Source organism: Chloroflexus sp. (genome assembly GCF_034432675.1).
GTDB lineage: Bacteria > Chloroflexota > Chloroflexia > Chloroflexales > Chloroflexaceae > Chloroflexus.
Map to the genome: position 1 here is coordinate 1 of NZ_DAOUBI010000058.1, position 18,847 is coordinate 18,847.

Annotated in this window: 16 protein-coding genes; 9 read left to right on the plus strand and 7 right to left on the minus strand. The window is 57.4% G+C overall.

Annotated elements, in window-relative coordinates; all coding sequences use genetic code 11:
• Window positions 1-419: 419 nt before the first annotated feature.
• From VAE55_RS04765 to mnmA, 7 genes are all read right to left on the minus strand, one after another.
• A complete protein-coding gene (locus tag VAE55_RS04765) occupies window positions 420-695 on the minus strand; it encodes an HU family DNA-binding protein (protein ID WP_012256560.1) in 276 nt (91 codons plus the stop codon).
• 192 nt (window positions 696-887) lie between these two features.
• The gene (locus VAE55_RS04770; RefSeq protein WP_012256561.1) at window positions 888-1,418 is read right to left on the minus strand and encodes a GTP-binding protein; all 531 of its coding nucleotides are present in this window, start codon (window positions 1,416-1,418) and stop codon (window positions 888-890) included.
• 31 nt (window positions 1,419-1,449) lie between these two features.
• Window positions 1,450-2,262 (minus strand): DUF4388 domain-containing protein, encoded by an 813-nt coding sequence (locus VAE55_RS04775; protein ID WP_322814663.1) that lies wholly within the window; start codon window positions 2,260-2,262, stop codon window positions 1,450-1,452.
• 37 nt (window positions 2,263-2,299) lie between these two features.
• Window positions 2,300-3,235: a DUF1385 domain-containing protein gene (locus tag VAE55_RS04780; protein ID WP_322814664.1), complete on the minus strand. Its 936-nt coding sequence runs from the start codon at window positions 3,233-3,235 to the stop codon at window positions 2,300-2,302.
• Between the two features lie 203 nt (window positions 3,236-3,438).
• Window positions 3,439-3,882, minus strand: a complete 444-nt coding sequence (locus VAE55_RS04785) for a hypothetical protein (protein ID WP_322814665.1) — start codon at window positions 3,880-3,882, stop codon at window positions 3,439-3,441.
• Window positions 3,883-3,948: 66 nt separating this feature from the next.
• Complete coding sequence (locus VAE55_RS04790; RefSeq protein WP_322814666.1) at window positions 3,949-4,206, minus strand: hypothetical protein; 258 nt, start codon at window positions 4,204-4,206, stop codon at window positions 3,949-3,951.
• A complete protein-coding gene (gene mnmA / locus VAE55_RS04795) occupies window positions 4,203-5,282 on the minus strand; it encodes a tRNA 2-thiouridine(34) synthase MnmA (RefSeq protein WP_322814667.1) in 1,080 nt (359 codons plus the stop codon). The genes VAE55_RS04790 and mnmA overlap by 4 nt, the downstream gene beginning before the upstream one ends.
• Before the next feature lie 110 nt (window positions 5,283-5,392).
• On the opposite strand from mnmA, the gene VAE55_RS04800 reads away from it, so the two are divergent.
• From VAE55_RS04800 to VAE55_RS04840, 9 genes are all read left to right on the plus strand, one after another.
• On the plus strand, window positions 5,393-6,214 hold the full coding sequence (locus tag VAE55_RS04800) for an alpha/beta hydrolase (protein ID WP_322814668.1): 822 nt from the start codon (window positions 5,393-5,395) through the stop codon (window positions 6,212-6,214).
• Window positions 6,215-6,265: 51 nt separating this feature from the next.
• On the plus strand, window positions 6,266-7,048 hold the full coding sequence (locus VAE55_RS04805) for an alpha/beta fold hydrolase (RefSeq protein ID WP_322814676.1): 783 nt from the start codon (window positions 6,266-6,268) through the stop codon (window positions 7,046-7,048).
• Between the two features lie 920 nt (window positions 7,049-7,968).
• Entirely contained in the window at window positions 7,969-9,660 is a 1,692-nt protein-coding gene (locus VAE55_RS04810) for a long-chain fatty acid--CoA ligase (protein ID WP_322814669.1), read from the plus strand.
• 293 nt (window positions 9,661-9,953) lie between these two features.
• On the plus strand, window positions 9,954-11,468 hold the full coding sequence (locus tag VAE55_RS04815) for an SPFH domain-containing protein (protein ID WP_322814670.1): 1,515 nt from the start codon (window positions 9,954-9,956) through the stop codon (window positions 11,466-11,468).
• Window positions 11,465-12,700, plus strand: coding sequence for an SPFH domain-containing protein (locus VAE55_RS04820; RefSeq protein WP_322814671.1), 1,236 nt, complete (start codon window positions 11,465-11,467; stop codon window positions 12,698-12,700). Before VAE55_RS04815 ends, VAE55_RS04820 begins: the two co-directional genes overlap by 4 nt.
• A gap of 576 nt (window positions 12,701-13,276) precedes the next feature.
• Window positions 13,277-14,545, plus strand: coding sequence for an XRE family transcriptional regulator (locus tag VAE55_RS04825; protein ID WP_322814672.1), 1,269 nt, complete (start codon window positions 13,277-13,279; stop codon window positions 14,543-14,545).
• A complete protein-coding gene (locus tag VAE55_RS04830) occupies window positions 14,532-14,882 on the plus strand; it encodes a type II toxin-antitoxin system PemK/MazF family toxin (RefSeq protein ID WP_322814673.1) in 351 nt (116 codons plus the stop codon). Before VAE55_RS04825 ends, VAE55_RS04830 begins: the two co-directional genes overlap by 14 nt.
• Before the next feature lie 56 nt (window positions 14,883-14,938).
• Window positions 14,939-17,224: an FAD-binding oxidoreductase gene (locus tag VAE55_RS04835; RefSeq protein ID WP_322814674.1), complete on the plus strand. Its 2,286-nt coding sequence runs from the start codon at window positions 14,939-14,941 to the stop codon at window positions 17,222-17,224.
• Window positions 17,221-18,006 carry an RNA methyltransferase gene (locus VAE55_RS04840; protein WP_322814675.1) on the plus strand — a complete coding sequence of 262 codons (786 nt, stop codon included), beginning with the start codon at window positions 17,221-17,223 and terminating at the stop codon, window positions 18,004-18,006. Before VAE55_RS04835 ends, VAE55_RS04840 begins: the two co-directional genes overlap by 4 nt.
• The last annotated feature ends 841 nt before the right edge of the window (window positions 18,007-18,847 follow it).

Below are 18,847 nucleotides of genomic sequence, written 5' to 3' on the forward strand. Positions count from 1 at the left end.
ATCCCCTAAACACGCCGGGTATATGGTAGAGAGTGTTACCGGCAGCTTCAAGCCAACGTGTACCGTTCGACGCCAATCACACCTGATCGCGGCGGGAACTGCACGCTGGACACCAGTAGGGGCGACGCATGCGTCGCCCCTACTGGCACACCTGAACAATGCAGATTGTTGAGCAAGATTTGGCATTACAACAGCAGCAGCCACACGCCAAACTGCGGTATCCTCTGTGGAACACGATCCTACTGCACGCGGTACGAGAGCGCTGGTGCAGCGTATCTACGCTCCGGTGCAGTACCAGGGTGATGGTTAGATAGTGCGCCTTGCGTTCTCTGCTGCCACATGTGAGAGACAAAGCAAAGAGTACGGTTGTACCGTACTCTTTTTGACCGGCAAGACAAAACGGAACGTTATCCGCAGCTTTAACCTCGCACAGCCTCCTTGAGGGTGCTGCTGGCGCTGAAGCCAGGGGTCTTCGTAGCGGGAATATGCATCTTCTCGCGGGTCTGTGGATTTACACCTTCCCGGGCCTGCCGCGAACGCACCTCAAACGTCCCAAAACCAGTGAGCGTCACCTTCTCGCCACGAGCCAATGCTTCGGTGATCACCTCGAGCGCGGCATCGATAATCAGCTTCGTCTCCTTCTGCGAAACCTTTGCGCGCTCGGCCACAGCCTTAATGAAATCGGTCTTCTGCATCGGTGCAGTCCTCCTTAAAATATTCACTCCTACCTGAACATCCCTTCAGGAAGCAGTATACCGCATCTGTCAAGACCTGTATCTCTTGTTGATGCGATAAACAGCATCTGAGATTTTCCAATAATATTTTATGGCTTTGCAATGCGCAAAACGAGTTTTACGCATTACAAAGCCACCGAAAACGAGGTTAATTTAGTCTTCACTGCGCTCCTGGATCACGTAGAGCAGTTCGAGCAACACATTCTTCACGCTCTCGCGATCCGTTGCCGTACACGGTAACACCTTGATATGCGGTGGTTGACGCAGAGCCAGTCGCAATTCTTCTGGCGACCAGGCATTAGGCCGATCCTGCTTGTTTGCCGCAATCACATACGGTGTATCGCGATACGAGACAAAAAAGTCGATGATCCGGTTCGTCTCTCGGAACGTTTCGGGTCGTGTGCTATCGACGAGGATCACCAGCCCGAGCATGCCTTCGGCGAGGATCTCCCACATAAAATCGAAGCGCTTCTGTCCCGGTGTTCCGAAGAGATGGAGCACGAGATCATCAGAGATCGCGATGCGTCCAAAATCCATCGCGACAGTCGTTTCCTTCTTGATCAGCCGAGTATCGTCGGTCGCCCGGCGCTCCGTCGAAACGACCTCAATTTCCGAGATCGTCTTGATAAACTCGGTTTTGCCGGCGTTCACGGCGCCGCTGATCACCATCTTTACCGTCTGCACACAGCCCTCCGCTCCGATGCTCTGGCCCCAGCTACATGCTGCGGATCCGATTGATGATCCGATTAACAAGGCTCTTCTTCAAACGCGGCTGTTCTACCGGAGGCATTCCAGCAGCCAGCACGCGCTGTCGCTTCACTAGCTCCAGCATTCCGGCGGTCAGAAACCCATAAACCGCACGACACACATCGAAATCACTCAATCCGGTCTTCTGGGCAATTTCGGCCAGTGTATCACGGCCATTAATGCGGGCGAAGACCTTCCATTCATCAGGTGCCAGGCGCATCCCCTTGAGCTTTTCGCCTGGTGGGGCCAAAAACCGTGGCACCAGATCGGTCGACGGAATGCGATCACGGATGCGTTCCCATTCATCGATCCGTCGCACCCCTTCCATAATCAGGTGGTCGATAGAGATCGGCGTCGGCGCCAAGGGTGCATCGGGCGCCGGTCGCTGATTATGCTCGAAAAGAAAATCGCCTTCAGGCCAGGCAAACAGCCCATAGACTGACTGTTCGGTGTGCCCCAGCAAGGCTTGCTGTAATCGATCAGGGCTTGCCAGACCAGTATCAATGATCACCTGGCTGAGGGTCGCCCCATTACCTCGTGCTGCAAGTGTCTGATATGCCTGAGCAACCTGTTCGGCATTCAGCACCCCAAGCCGCACCAGGAGATCCGGTTTTTCATCTTCAGGACGGCGTGCCGCCAGCAATAATTTTCCCTTCTCGAAGTACAGACGCGCCGTTTGATCGTTATACGACAGATGCAGCGCACCCGTTTTATACCCGCGATCAACGAGTGAGAGAAAGTCTGACAAGCTAAAATCTCGGATGTTTCCCACCAGCGCCATACATTCCTCCGCTATCGCGGGTTATGGGTGAATGACCTCACATTGTCGGTTGTGTATCGACCAGACCGGTCACATTCGCAGTTACCTGAACCGGTTGCGCCTGAGCGTGTTGGTCGGCATGCAACACTGCCTCGAAGGCGGCAATTGCTGTAGCAATCATATCATTATTTGGCTCACGTGTTGTCAGGTATTGCGCTGCCAGGGTCGGGGCCAGCAGCCAGCGCACCCATGGCCGATGGTAGTGATTCGCAGCCAGTTGCTGCACCTCAAAGGCAACGGCTGCCACCAAAGGAATCAGGACAATACGCGCTATGATTCGTTGCCAGACGGGCAACCCTGCAACTGAGAGAAAGATGAGAAACCCAATCAAGGCCACTGCGAGCAGAAAGCTGGTGCCGCAGCGAGGATGGATACGACTGCACTGCCGGACCGATTCGACAGTGAGTGGTAAACCGGCCTCGTAGGCATTGATGACCTTATGTTCTGCACCGTGGTAACCAAACACCCGGTTGATGTCGGGAATACGACCAATCGCAATAATGTAGGCAATGACCATTGCCAGATTGATCAATGTCTCGATCACTTCACGTAACAAGACCGGTGCACCCAATTGACCGATGAAGTTGGCTACCAGTGATGGCATCACCACAAAGAGACCAACCGCAACTGCGATCGTTACGATGAAAATCAGACCTTGGAGCCAGGGGTGTAATTGTTCTTCCTCATCGGCAGCTACGACAGTGGCAGAAAAGTCGAGTGCTTTACGGCCAATCGTGAAAGCTTCGGCCAGGGCAGCAAATCCGCGCAGCAACGGCAATCGCTGCCAGCGCGCCGCACGGGGGGGAACCGGCATATCTAGGCGGGCAAAGCTTCCATCAGGGCAACGCACAACAACGGTTGCCTGATGACGACCGCGCATCATAACGCCTTCAAGAACTGCCTGTCCGCCGTATTTAAATTGCTGCCCACTCATATCAGTTTCTGCTTGCTGCGGCTCTTTACACGGGCACGCAAACCTCTACTATTGTTTATCTTACCATACAGGTAGGCACCAACCTGTATCGAATATCGTGTGATTCCTATGGTACGACCATCTGCGCATGACCACATCGCCCACACAACGTTATGGCTATGAACGGTAGCGTATACCCAATGGCAGCTCATACGCTATCCGCCCTATCCATCGGTCTTATCACGTCGGGCCAGCGTCGTGGCTGCGGCACGGACACCGGTAACCAGACTGGAAATGCGGATGATCGGCGAAACCACTCGTTCAGCGACGTAGGTCGTCGTGGTAGTTGCCGTTTGGGCCGAATCGCGAACGTTGTGAGCGATGGTGCGTGTGGCATCAAGCGCCTCATTTGCCTTGGCCAGTGCTTCGTCCAGTTTCGGTATCACATTGTTACGCGCTAGGCGATTAATCTGTTCAACGGCGTAGAGAATAGCAATCAGGATTGCAATTGACAACACAGCGCCGATTAATTGCAACGCCGCCAGGATGACGATGAACACATCACGCCAGGCGGCGCGGAATCCTTCACCGAGAAAGATTGCTGCAATAATAAACCCAAACAAAACCGCGGTTAGTAGACCGATACCAATACCAATCCAACGTAACACAGGGCTACCTCCATACTGCGTCGCACATAACGCGACTGTGAGGGCACTATAGTGCGCTGAATTATATCATAGCCGTAAACGTGAAACAACTATGAGGAATATCCAGGCCAACAATGAAGCTTCAAGCATTGGGATTCCGGCTGGTGCCGGTATGTTCAACGGAAATCGCCAGCCAGGCAGGGTAGCGATCAAACAGCCTGCGGCGGCGGTCACCCAGAAGATAGGGAGCTGCCGCCACGATCTGCCAAGTAAAACGTGGGCAAGTGCAGCGTGGGTTGTGGTTAGGAGCAACAAAAGAAGGGCTGCCGGCGATAGAGCACTCATGCGACCTCCGGGCGCGCAATCCAGCCCCCACCCAACACCTGTTGTCCGCGGTAGAAGACGGCAGCCTGACCGGGACTGACCGCACGCTGTGGTCGCTCTAGCTCAACCAGCCAGCGACCGTCGGGTTGTTGCGAGACACGTGCAGGCAGTGGTTCGGCGTGGGCACGCACCTGCACCAGACAGGTGAATGACTCAGCCGGTGGCGCATCATCAACCCAGCATGCATCGATGACCGTAAAGCGCTCGCGATTGAGGGCTGCCGCCGGGCCGACAATTAACGCATTTCGGGCCGGGTCAATCGCAACGACATAGCGTGGTTCGCCGCCACCCAGACCCAAACCGCGCCGCTGACCAACCGTGTACAGCGGCAATCCACGGTGTCGCCCGATTTCCCGTCCTTCGAGATCGACAATCGGGCCGGGCACCAGACTCTCCGGCGATTCGATCCGCAACAGATTGCGGTAATCGCCGTCGGGCACAAAACAGATATCCTGGCTCTCTTCACGGTCGGCGCTGGGCAGACCACGGGCGGCAGCCATTTCACGTACTTCACGCTTGGTGTAGGCACCAATCGGAAAGATCAGGCGCGACAGCTCGGCCTGACCTAACATATGTAGCATATAGGACTGATCTTTCTCAAGATCAACTGCCCGCCAGAGCTGATAACGACCATCTTCACCCTGGACGATGCGGGCGTAGTGGCCGGTTGCCACCGCATCAAACCCCAATGTCCGCGCTCGGTCAAGCAGAGCACGAAACTTTATCATGCGATTACACTCGACGCAGGGGTTGGGGGTAAGACCGTGCGTGTAGGCACGGATAAAATAATCGATCACGTGCCGACGGAACTCACGCTGATAGTTGAACACGTAAAAGGGGATGCCCAGCAACGCACAGACCCGGCGGGCGCTTGCCGCTGCCTCTGCCGCACAGCAGAGACTCTCACGCAAGCCCTGCTCGTCGTCATCCCACAAGTGCATGGTAACGCCGGTCACCTGATGACCTGCCTCAAGTAAGAGTGCTGCGGCCAGTGAACTATCAACACCGCCGCTCATTGCCACTAATACGTTTGCCATATCAGTATTATACCTGCTCTAGCGATAGCTGCCGTTTCGATTGTGGTGAAAAGGTATAATAGTGCCACAATCGGGTAAGACTGTTCTGAAATCCGTTCAGTAGCGATAGTATGTCAATCGTCCAAATCATGCAGCACTACCACCACCGGCTTGGGATCAGCTATCTGACTGCCGGTGAGTCTGGCCCGGCCATCGTGTTTCTCCACGGGTGGGGTGCATTTAAGGAACTCTGGTGGAGCGCCCTCCGCGACCTTGGCCGTGATTACCGCTGTTTTGCCATCGATATGCCCGGTCATGGCGAGAGTCGGATTGGACGGGCCGACCAGATTGAGCGGATTGCCGTGTTGATTGCTGATTTCTGCCACGATCTCGGCCTTTCAACCATCATTCTGGTCGGTCATTCGATGGGGGGCAGCGTTGCCGTCGAGATGACTCTTCACTACCCCCACCTGGTACAGCGCCTGGCTCTCATTGATGCGGCAGTCGATGCCTATCGCATGCCGGCCTATACCCGTATCTATCTGTTGCCTCATCTCGGCTGGCCAACCTTTCGCCTGACCCAGGCTATTGGACGTGCGTTTCGACCGCTTGGTCAGCGGATACCGCACGAGCACGGTGGCGGCTGGATTCGTCCGTGGTTACGACGGGCATCGTACCTCGCCACGTTTGACCCAGAAGGATTGTACCGCATTTTGCGTTCGCTCTTCGCGACTCGTGCAGACGAACGACTGCAACAGATCCGTGTCCCGACCCTGGTAATGACCGGGCAATTCGATAGTCTGGCCCCACCTGCCCACGCTCGCCGTCTGGCCCAGGTTATACCCGGTGCACGCTATGTCATGATTCCGGTCAGTCTTCACAACCCAATGGATGAACGACCGCGGGCATTCACCTGCGCTCTCCGCGCATTTCTCGCCGAGACCGACTCGTAAGCGGCAAGATATGTCAGTTTCGCGATGGTGCATTCAGAAAGTTATACCGTGATGAACCTTGAACCCTACCGCAAAGAGATCCAGCTTACCGGCACGGCACCGGTGCGATTGAACGTCGTGGACATCGGGCCACTCAATGGTGAACACCAGGGTACCATTGTCTGTATTCATGGCTGTGCCGGTAATCTCGAACAGTGGATACACCAGATCAGCCATTTAGCCGGTCGTTATCGCGTCATTGCCCCAGATTTACGCGGCCATGGTCGCTCTGAAGTCGTCAATTCGGCGTACTCACTCGAAGAGTTTTTGTGGGACATGACGCAGTTGATAACCCGCTTGCAGGTTGAGGAGCCATTTATCCTGATGGCACACTCGTTCGGCGGGCCAATAGCCATCACCTTTGCCGCCAGCCAGCCTCATCGCGTCAGCCGGCTGATTCTGATTGCAACCGGGCCAGAAATGCATCTGCATCCGCTCCACGAGCGAATCGTCAAGTTGCCAATCTCGCTGGCAATGCTGGAGAGGTTGCGGCCCATTTTGATGCCGAAAACCTATGCGCCGGTGAAGGTTATCCAGCGGGTACTGGCCGGCACGCTGTTCCGCTGGAACGGGCGAACCGTCTTGCCCCAGGTGCAGACACCGACGCTGATTATCGCCGGGCAGTGGGATTTTATCGCTCCGGTGGCCCAGGCCCGCGAGAGTCAACAATTGATGCCAAACGCCCGGCTTGAAATCGTGCGCTATACTCGCCATCTCCCCCATCTCGAACGTCCCGATGCGGTTAATCGTCTGATCGACCGTTTTCTGGAAGGGCCACGGAGCTGGCGTGATTAGGCCGCGCTCATACATCAGTTCGCTAGCGGACGAACAATGGCGTCTGCTGGTGCGCGTGCGATAGCCTCCGTGCGTAGTCATTGGTTGTCTATCGAGCATACCCGAACACCGCATCGCTGTCACCTCCGTCAATCCGTTCATCTGCTGCACCTGCCACATGCCGAACACATTGACTGTCCGTCCTTGAACGGGAATGGTGGGGGGATGCACCAACCCAGCAGTAGGGGGGACCCGGTGGACCGCCCCTACCGTTGCCATCCCCTCACGGGGACGGTGGGGGTGTGAACCGAGGTTTGGATGCGCACACAAAGGCACAGAGGCACTAAAGATTTCTTTGTGTTCTTCGTGTCTTTGTGAGCGACCTACCGTCCCCTCCCATTCCTCCCACTGCGCCTCGCAGGCGGCAATCTCAGGGTAGAACGCCTCGGGAATGTTGCCCAGCGTGACCATCCGCCAAACTTGCCACATGCCGAACACATTGGCTGTCCGCCCTTGAACGCTGCGTGAGAGAGGAGAGCAGCAGTCTGCATTCGGTTGTCCTAGTGTGGTAGTAGTTATGTTAGCCCATATGTTCTGTCGGTTCGTGAGGCATGGTAGGCTGTAGCAGGTGGTAGCGAGCTGGAGGCACGTGCTCCTAGGAGCGGCCAATGGGCTGTGGCAGGTCGCAGCACGGCTGAAGCAAGGCTTCCAAACGCCAACACCCAACACGGGCCGGGCAGAATTCTCTGCATTGAGGACGCTCTGGTGCAATCACTCATGCACACGGCAACGTGTGCTAGCTCCGGGCACCCCTTCCTCCGGACAGTATGATCGCAGAAAACCGGCATCATCACCACAAATTGCTATTGACACTAACAAAATCACGGCTGATAATCGAAACTGCCAGGTCTTCCCTCACCAGCATTGTAAGGGATAGTTGCATGACTGATCTCTTTGCCAGTCGTCCATGGCTTCGCCATTACGATCCAGGTGTGCCGGCAACGCTTGACCTGAAACCAGAGCCGTTGCCGGTGCTGTTGCAACGGGCCGCTGAGCGTTTTGCGGATGCCACTGCCATTGCCTTTTACGGTCGCACGCTCAGCTACGCACGACTATGGGCAGAGGCCAACCGGTTTGCCCGTGGCCTGCTCGGTACCGGCTTTCAACCGGGCGAGCGGGTGGTCATCCTGTTACCCAATATTCCCCAGTCCGTCATTGCCTACTTCGGCGTCCTGCTTGCCGGGGGGATTGTGGTTCTGGCTAATCCGATCTTTGACGCCGAAGGCTTTGCCCATGAGGTGCGCGACTCGGGGGCGACAACGGTGATTGCGCTTAGTATGTTTCATCGGCTGGTTGAGCAGGTGCGGGCTGAACTGCACTTTCCTCGGCTAATCTACACCAATCTGAAGGAATATCTGCCATCGAGCCAGCGTCTGCTCTTTACCCTACTGCGTCAGGAGCAGGAAGGCCACCGGGTTCCCGATGCTCAGGCAAGCCAGGCGCTCTGGTTTCAACATCTGGTGGCTGCCGGTCAGGACGGCGAGTTGCCCACGCTCGACACCGGCGATCCGGCTGTTATTCTGTATACCAGTGGCACAACCGGCACCGCCAAGGGTGTGTTGCACCGCCATGCCAGCCTGTACATCAATGCGTATCAGACACGAATGTGGTACACGGATGCCGAAGAGGGCAACGAGCGGGTGTTGTGCGTCATCCCCTTCTCGCACGCTTACGGCATGACTGCCTGTATGAATGTTGGGATCGCGCTGGGCGCAACCCTGATCCTGCTCCCAACCTTCGAGACGCACAACGTGCTGCATACCATCCGCCGTGAACGACCAACGATCTTTCCCGGCGTCCCCCCGATGTACGCGGCGCTCAACGAAGTGCGCGAGGTGCGCAAATACGGCCTCTCGTCACTCAAGAGTTGTCTGAGCGGTGCTGCGCCACTACCGGTAGAGGTGCAGGAAGGCTTCGAGCGCATCACCCGTAGCCGCCTGGTTGAAGGGTATGGCCTGACTGAAGCGGGGCCGGTTACCCACGCCAATCCGTTGCGCGGCGCACGACGTGCTGGCACTATCGGCCTACCAATCCCCGACACCGAAGCGCGGATCGTCGATCTGGAAACCGGTCAAGACCTGCCGCCAGGCGCAATCGGTGAACTGCTGATACGTGGCCCGCAGCTTATGGCCGGTTACTGGAACAACCCGGAAGCAACTGCTGAAGCGCTCACGGCTGATGGATGGTTGCGCACCGGCGACATTGCCCGGATGTTGCCTGACGGCTACTTTCAGATTATCGAGCGCAAGAAGGAGATGATCATCGCCGGCAACTACAATATCTACCCTCGCGATCTCGAAGAGGCGCTGTATGAACATCCGACAGTTATTGATGCCGCAGTCGTTGGAGTGCCACTGCCTGATGGTAAGACAGAAGTGTGCGTCTTCGTCGTCACCCGACCCGGTGAACGGGTTAGCGAGGCTGAGGTGCTGGCATTTCTCCGCGAGCGAGTCAATCTACCTGCTGTTCCCGACAAAATTGAGTTCCGCGAAGCACTACCGCGAAGCTTCATTGGTAAATTGCTGCGCCGTCGGTTAGTTGAAGAGTTGCTTTCACGCGAACAACGGTCATAATGCAACAGGCATGGACTGACCAGAGCCATGGCGTCGCCTACCCCACCAACTCAGGTTATACTCACTGACAGGCATGATCGCTTTGTACAGGCCGAAGCCGGTGCTCAGTAATGGCCGTTCCTACCAGCGCCAGACCCGATAGCGCATTACTGCTGAACTCACACGGATACTTCTACTTCCAACCACACCTTCCCGCTACTCGCCATCTCACATAAGCAGGTTCTCTTGCAACCTCTGCACGATGTATCTCGTATCGAATACTGCAAGCTGATCGTAGTGAACAGGAGTAAATTATGAATAGGACCCAACGGAGCGTGATGGCAGTGAAGCAATTGTTAGAGAGTGGTGAACTCGATCAATTGCAAATCAAGGCCAGCGACTTCATTTCACAGCGTTCAGGCCACGAAAGCGGCGCAACCCGGATCGAGCAGATGAGTGTTCTGCTCGATGAGGCGGCTGAGTTGCTGAACCGTAATCTGCAACAGCGCGATTCAGGAGGGCAGGTCGCCAACGTCATTTCACCGGTAGTGATCCCCCGTGATCCACGTTCAGCACGCTGGATCCCAATCACCGCAATCCTGGTGGTGATAGGTCTTATCGGCTGGCTCTTCACTCTGCTGATCGATACCGTCTCCTTCGGCTTCACCAACCTGAGCCTTGTTTTGTTCGGGCCGCACTACTGGCTGTTGGTCATCGGCTATGTAGTCTACAGCCTTTGGCGCAACACCTTCATCCTGGTGCCCGACGGCTGCCAGGCGCTGATCACCCGCTTTGGCAAGCTGGAGGAGATTGCACCGGCAGGGCGTAAGGTATTGCTCGATCCGTGGAAGCGCGTGAGTTACATCGTCAATGTGACACGCGAATATCCGTACAACGCGCCGATCCGGGAAGCACCAACCGCTTCGCGGGTTAATGCCTCGGTCGATCTCTTCTTGCAATTCAAGATCGAAGACCCGGCAGCGTTCATCTTTACCCTGGGTGGCGCAAAAGGCTTTCAAGAGAAGCTCCAGAATGCGGTTAGCGAAGTGACGCGCGCTCTGATCTATGAGCAGCGCGCCGAAGCCATCTACGATCTGGTAGGCGAGAGCACGCAGAGTCTGCTTGACACGCTAAACCAGCAATTTCTGCCGGCGGTACGCTTTGTCAACGCCAACATCACCCACGCCGAGCCGTCGAGTCAGGAGTACCGGATCGATCTCGCCAAACCGGAGATGATCCGGGTCGCGAAAGAGGCGTACACCTACGAATACGAACTGGCTCTGCGCAAGGAGCAGGATGAAGGTGATCTGAACCGGGAACTGGCCGGCCTGCGTGAGCAGTTATCGGCTATTCAAGCCGAAATTGCCACTTATCAGGCCCAGATCGATATTGCCCGCGAGAAAGAGACGTACCGCGCTAATGCGTATGCCAGCCAGTTGCTGAGCGAAGCCGAGAGTACTGCCCGAGCCAACGCTGCCCTGCTGGAAGCGCAGGCGCTCGATATTCGGGCAGTCGGTGCTGCACGTTATCCCGAAATTCTGCAATACCGGTACCAGCAAGATATTCTCGACCGCCTGGAAGCAGTGGCCGATCATCTGCCACAGATCGTGCAGGTCGGTGGTGGTGAAGAGGCAGCTATCGACTATCTGGCACTGGCACAACGGATGCTGGGCATCACCGATACCCAGCTCTATTCGCCGGAAGATGTCGCTGCCATCCGTAGCCGTATGCAAGAGATTCGCCAGCGCATCCTGGCCCGATCTGAACAAATCGCCCAAGTCGTTGCTGCCGAGACCGAACAGCGCAGCGAGAAAGGAGAACCCCGGTGAGTGAGCCACGACGTGAATTTTCGCGAATCCGCGAGGCCGTAGCGACCTGGAACCGCATCCAGCAACTCCTCCGTTCCGGTGAAGAGGGTCAACTGGTGCCCGTGGTCATTCCTAAAGATCGCCGACGGGCGCGCTGGCTTTTGCCACTGGCCATTGGGTTGTATCTGATCGGTGTTGCCGTTTTTAGCGGAGGTATCTTCAGCGGCTTGGCGCTCTTCCTTGCCCTAATCTCATTCGTCTGGGCCGGATTGTCGTTTGTGCTCGGTGCGATTATCGAGATCGAGCAGGGCACAACCGGTATCCTTTCCCGGTGGGGACAGATTGTCGGCACATTGCCACCGGGTCGTCATTACCTATGGTGGCCGTGGGAGAAGGTTGAAGCCGTGGTTGACACCAGCACCGAGATACCATACACCGCACCGGTCATGGCGGCACCAACCCGTGAAAATGTGCCGTTGAAGTCCATCGAATTCTTCTTGAAGTTTCGGATTGAAGACCCCATCGCCTTTGTGCGCCGCCTGGGAGCAAGTAACTTCGATCTGGTACTGAGCAGTGCGGTGCAAGACGCCATTCGCCAACGAGCACGCCGGGTTGAAACCGAACGCGCCTACGACCTGCGCGGCAGCGATGTTGGCGATATGCAAGAGCTACTCAACCGCCAACTGGCCCGCTACGGTGTCCGCATTACCGGTGCCAACATTCCTGATGTGCAATTGCCCGATCAGTATCAGCAGCACCTGGCGACCCGCGAGCGCGTCGCAAAAGAGTTGCAAGCCTACGCACGTGAATGGGAACTGATCAAAAAGCAACGGATCGACGGTCTGCTACTTGAGATTGAGCGTGCCAGGAAGGTTCGCGATGCCAAACTGGTCGAGGTACGGGCAGCGATCAATAAAGCCCGTGAAGACGTGGCGCGTATGCTGCAAGAGAAAGAGGCCGAAGCGCAGCGCGTACGTTGGGAGATCGAAGCGCGTGGTCGGGCAACTCTCCGCCAGGCCGAAAATGAGGCGCGCGGTCTGGAGTATCTTGGTCAGGCGTACCAGGACAATCGGGCTGTGCTGCAATATGAACTGGCCCGGCGCCGGCTTCAGGTGGCCGAAACACTGATGAAACGCGCCCCGCGTCCGATTGTTATCCAGAGCGACGGCGGCGATGCTTCGGCATTAACCACGCTGCTAACGGCGCAGTTGTTGCCGAAATTGACCGGTAATGGGGATGGGATGGGGAAGTAGGAGGTAGGAGATAGGAGATAGAAAATAGGGAATAGGGAATGGTAGGAGGGGAAGGGAGGTTGATCCCTTTCTCTCGATGTTTTTAGGGGGTGGACAGAACACGTGATTGCAGGCGAGGGGTGTCAAATCCGAGTTGCTGAAGTTATTGCTCGTGATCACACCCTCACGCCAGAAGTGACCTGATCACGAACACGGAGAACGGCGCTTCCGCTGCGTACGCAGTGGGATCAAACGCCGTAGCTACGGTTTCCCGACCGGATTGCCTGTATCGCATTGTTTGAAGTGCGGCAGCCACGCTATCGCATCAGCCATGCTCGTGATCAGGGGCAGATTGCAGCGGTTTAATGCTCACGTTCCCGGAGGAGCCGTTTTGAGATATTCCCATCGCTGATCACTCTATCAAATTGGGCAGGTAGGGGCGGGTTCAGAACCCGCCCCGGACGGTGCATGTACCTGTTCACATTGCCATGCGATGAGGTTCAGGCATTGTATTTTTCAGATTCCACCCCTTCCAACACCAGTTGACAAAGTGTCTGCAAACAGCGATAATTGTCAACTATCAGGAAGGAGTTGGCCATGATTAGTCAACGATTGCGCCAGTTGCGGTTGGCGCGCGGCATGACCCTCAGCGATCTGGCTCAGGCAACCAACCACATTGTTACCCGTCAGGCTATTTCCAAGTATGAACACGGGCACGCTCAACCATCACCGATGGTGCTTCAGCGCTTAGCGCAGGCACTCGGTGTCCGACCGACCGATCTCCTCGACGGTGCCAATATCCGGACAGATGTCGTTGCCTATCGTAAACGAGCTTCGCTCGGCAAACGACAGCGTGAGCATCTCGCCGCGTTGGCCGAAGAGGCATTGCGCGAACGGGTGCGATTACAACGGCTTATTGGCGACACCAGGGTACTCGATGTCCCGTTGCAGGAGTATCCGGTGAAGAATCTGGACGACGTTGAGTCTGCGGCTACCGCTCTCCGTAACCGTTGGGATTTGGGTAGTGTACCGATTGCCAATTTGACCGACGTGTTAGAAGATCACGGCCTGCACGTCATCGAACTCGCAACCATTGACGGCTTCGATGGCGTTGCTGTAATTGCCCGTGATGAACACGCTCATCCGCTGGCCGCAGCGGTGATTGCCCAACGGAGCGATGATGGTGCGCGATGGCGGATGAATCTTGCCCACGAGCTGGCGCATCTGGTGCTGCAACCGCAAGACAATCTCGATGAAGAGAAGGCTGCGTTTCGCTTTGCAGCGGCATTCCTTGCGCCAGCCCATGATCTGCGCACCTTTATCGGTGAGCGCCGTCATCATCTACATCTGGATGAATTGCTCTTGATGAAGCACCACTTTGGTATGAGCATCCAAGCACTACTGTACCGCATGCAGACGCTGGAAATTATCAATCAATCACTCTTCCGCAAGTGGATGATCGAATTCAGTAAACGGGGCTGGCGAGTGGCAGAACCGGAACCACTACCACACGAAGAACCGCTCTGGTTGCGACGGGCCACCCTTCACGCCCTGGCGGAAGAACTGATCGATCCCGCAGAAGCGCAGCGTTTGCTGGGTGATGAGGTGGCAATCGGTGTGGCGCAGGCCGTTTTCGCCGAAACTGTCATCCCTGAGACCATTCCTGAAACCATCCAGGCCGAGGATGTGCCGGAAATTCATTACCCACCGGCACCTCCAGCTCACACTGTTCACTGCCGGCAATTGCTCCGGCTATCACAGGCTGAACGCCATGCGATCCTGGCTGCCCAGGCAGCCAATGCACTCGATCTCTATCAGTCTGTCGCCGATTCTGTAAACGAGGTCGCAACGAGTGAGCACAAGTAAATTACCCCGGCGCAGTGAGATCTGGCAGGCCGATCTTGGTGATCAGACACCAGGGTTAGTGTTAGTAGTGAGTGCTGACGCCTTTGAACATCTGCCCATTCGCCTGGTCGCCCGCCTGCGTCCATGGGAAGACCGGTTTGCCAGTATGGTATGGTTGCAGCGCCTGGAGGGAACCTGGCCGACCCGCTTGGGTAAACCGCACGCCGTTGATCTGTTGCAGTTGCACTCGATTGAGGTGCATCGCTTGCGCACGATGGTCGGACGGGCACCGGCAACCACAATGGATGAGATTGCTGCGGCAATTGCGCTGGTAGTAGATTATAATCCTACCGGGTAAGTCAACCACCGCAACCCAACCAACGTATACGCATGAACTATAGCGCACAACCAGATATGACCACCAAGTCCACAGGTTTCACCATCAACGCCGGTGCACTGCTAGCAAGTGCACCGGCAACCGCAACCGCAACCGCCCTCAATGAAGCTCTGGCCGCTTACGGTCTCTGTCTGCCAGTTGCCCCGTTACACACCGACGCAACGCTCGCCGAACTGGTAGCCTGTAACAGTGGTGGTCGGTATCGGTTGTACAGCGGGCCAATCGGTCGCTATGTGCGGGCAGCAACCCTAGAAACTCCCAGCGGACTGTTGCACATCGGCGGCCCAACCCTCAAGCGGGCAACCGGCTACAATCTGCACCGCGCACTGGCCGGGCAGGGCGTGCGCCTCGGTGATCTGCGTGAATTGACGTTCAATTTGCGCCCTTTGCCGACAATGACGACCCTACACTTGGTAGCGGGGCCGCTTGAACAGTTGTTGATGCTGGCGGCCGAGCTGATGGCCGCCAATCTGGAGCTGCGGGCATTAGCGTTCGATGCCGGTGGATTGCTCCTCATCGCCCTGGCCGGCCTGCCAGAAGTGGTGACGCGCCAGTCACAGCAGGTGCTGGCGATGGTAGATCGCCATCAGCTCGCCGTTACCCGTGACCCCACCAACGGCTGGCGGCATTGGGAAGAGCTTGCGCGCCGGCATTGTGCTCTTCCCGCCGACCAACGCCTCGATGTTACACTGCCGCGCAGCAAACTGGCCGAGGGGATCGCCGCCTGTCGGCAGATCGGTGATGCCGCTACCATCATCTGGGGCGATCTGGGCGTAGGGAGCATCCACATCATGTCATTACCTGACGCCCGGCGCTATGCAACGTTGAAAGCGCAGCTAGCCACACTCGGCGCTCAACCGTGTTACGAGTTTGGCCCGTCGCCACAACCAGCATATCCAACCCTGACCCCTCGCAAGCACCAGACGCATGGCGATTGTATCGCTGCCCTCAAACAGGTGGTTGGCGACCGTTACCTGATCCACCATCCCGACCAACTGGCGGTCTACGGGCAGGACGCCTCGATTGCCGAGGCCGAAGCACTGCCGTATGCGGTCGCCTTGCCGGCCAGCACGGCTGAAGTCGCCGCCCTGATGCAGATTGCGGCTGCGCATGATCTGCCGGTGGTTTCCCGTGGGGCCGGCAGTGGCCTGGCAGGCGGCGCCGTACCAACACCGGGATGCCTGGTGATTAGCCTGAACCGCATGGAACAGATAACTATTGATCGCGGACAACAGGTTGCCCACGTGGGCGCCGGTGTCATCACTGCCGAACTACAACGGGCCGCCGAGCGCGTTGGCCTCTTCTACCCTCCCGATCCGAGCAGTCAGACGGCCTCGACCATCGGCGGCAATATTGCCTGTAACGCCGGTGGGCCGCGGTGTCTGAAATATGGAGTAACTGCCGATTACGTATTGGGATTAACGACGGTACTGGCCGACGGCTCTATCGTGCGCTACGGCGATGGCCTGGCCGGTCAGGGTGAAAGCGATGGATTAGTGCAACTCCTTGTCGGCTCCGAAGGAACGCTGGCCGTGATTACCGAGGCAACCCTGCGGCTGATCCCACTGCCCCGCGCCCGCCGCACGACCATGGCGATCTTCGCCGATCTGGCCGCAGCCTGTGCCACAGTCGAACGGATCATGGCATCGGGGATTATCCCGGCCAGTCTGGAGCTGATGGATGATACCACTATCGCCGCCGTGGAAGCGTATCTGCGCATCGGCCTGCCGGCTGATGCCGGAGCGATGTTATTAATGCTGGCCGATGGTGAACCGGAAGCGGTTGAACGCGACGCAGCAGCCCTGGCCGAACTGGCAACGGCCGGCGGCGCACAACGGGTAGCAGTGGCGCGCAACGCCACCGACGAAGCAAACCTCTGGCAGGCACGACGAGTGATCGCGCCGGCCCTGGCTCGCATTCGCCCTAACCGATTGGGTGAAGACATCAGCGTACCGGTGACCCGCATCGCCGAATGTGTCGGCCAGATCAAGCAGGTAAGCGCCACCTACGGCCTGCCTATCGTAGTCTTTGGTCATGCCGGCGACGGCAACCTGCATCCAAACATCCTCTTCGATGCCCGCAATCCGACCGAAGTGGCGCGATTATGGCCGTGCGCAGAAGCCGTCTTCAAAGTGGCGCTGGCCGTGGGTGGTACGCTGTCGGGAGAGCACGGTATCGGCACCCTCAAACGACCATTCATGACCCAGGCGCTTGGTGAGGCCCAGCTTGCTGTACAACGTCAGATCAAAGCCCATTTCGACCCCACCGGTCGGCTGAATCCTGGCAAAGTACTCCCGGTATGATGATCACCAGCCTCGCCAATCCAACCATCAAAGCTCTGCGTGCGCTCAGGCAACGCAAAGCTCGTGACGAGCAGGGGCGCTACCTGATTGAAGGGATTCGCCCGGTCGCCGAGGCGATTCAATGCGGTGCACCGCTCGACATGCTGGTCGTTGCCCCTGAACTGCTCAACAGCAGCTTTGCACACGAACTGATCGATACCTATGCTGCCGGCGGCGGCAAAATACTGACCGTCAGTGCAGCAGTCTTCAGCAGCCTGGCCGACAAAGACAACCCGCAGGGACTGGCAGCCGTCGGGCGCATACACTACACCCAACTCCCCAACCTGTCGCCGGCGCCGGTTGGCTGGGTGGTACTGGTTGAAGTAGCCGATCCGGGCAACCTAGGCACAATCTTACGCACTGCTGATGGTGCCGGCTTCAGCGGCGTCATCCTGGTCGGCGCAACGACCGACCCCTTCGACCCGGCAGCGGTGCGGGCCAGCATGGGCGCCCTCTTCAGCCAACAGATTGCACGCACGAGCTGGCCCGATCTGCTGACCTGGGCACGACAGCACCGTATCGCCCTGGTCGGCAGCTCTGATCGCGGAGCCACCGACTACCGGACTACTACCTACCCACAACCACTGCTCCTGGTGTTGGGCAGCGAACGGCACGGCCTGACGGACGAACAGCTTGCCGCCTGTGATCTGGTTGTCCGCATTCCAATGCGGGGACGTAGCGACTCGCTCAATCTGGCAGTGGCAGCCGGCATCCTGATGTACGAGGCGACCCGCTCACAATAATCAGTGGTTACACAGCCGACATCGCCCCGGATGGGTGCAGACGGTGTCTTTCCCCACGTGCCTTATATGATGTTGTGATAGTCGCAATTCACCCGTCTCCAAAATCATCCAGCCTGTGCAACCAGATCGCCATCCAGTGCGCCCCTGCCAATAGGAGAGCGATCCTGACGCATGTCAGCACTGCACTGTCGAACACATCACTCCCCAAAAGGTTCTGACAGAGTATCTACCTTCACCCTGACGCTATGGTTGTGAGGGTTCCACCACTGTGCGCGAACGCAGCTACCCCTGGAAGCGTGATCCTCCGGTTTGCTCGTCACCTGACACGGCACGCCCCCCTCCCAACCCCCCGCTGGCTATGCAGTACCCACATGTCACGCTGCGTTAGGCTGGACTGCAAGCGCTCCCCGTGGCGCTGGCTTCCAGCCTAAGCGCCGGCATCCCCGCTACCGCTGTCAGGTGCTGGCCCCGCCGGCAGGCTTCCAGCCTGCCCCACGGTCGGATACACCGTCACCCGCCGCTTGCACTGCGACCATCCATTTCCCATTCGTAACGTGAGACCCACGCGACAGCGATACAACACGATAGTGCCCAGGATCGTGCACAATGAGATAGGCGCTGCTCACGAGTGAAGAAGGTGACAACCTGGGTATGGGTAATGCATAGCGCTGCGCGAGAGAGGTGAGCGTAGCGGCTGCAATCACATCTGAACAACCATCCATTGCACGCGATGCAAGACATTCCCATTCACCGCATCCCGTGGATGGTCAGGTGAACGGTACAGATACCGTCCGTAGAGGCGGGTTGAGAACCCGCCCCTATGCACCACCGGCACCAGCAC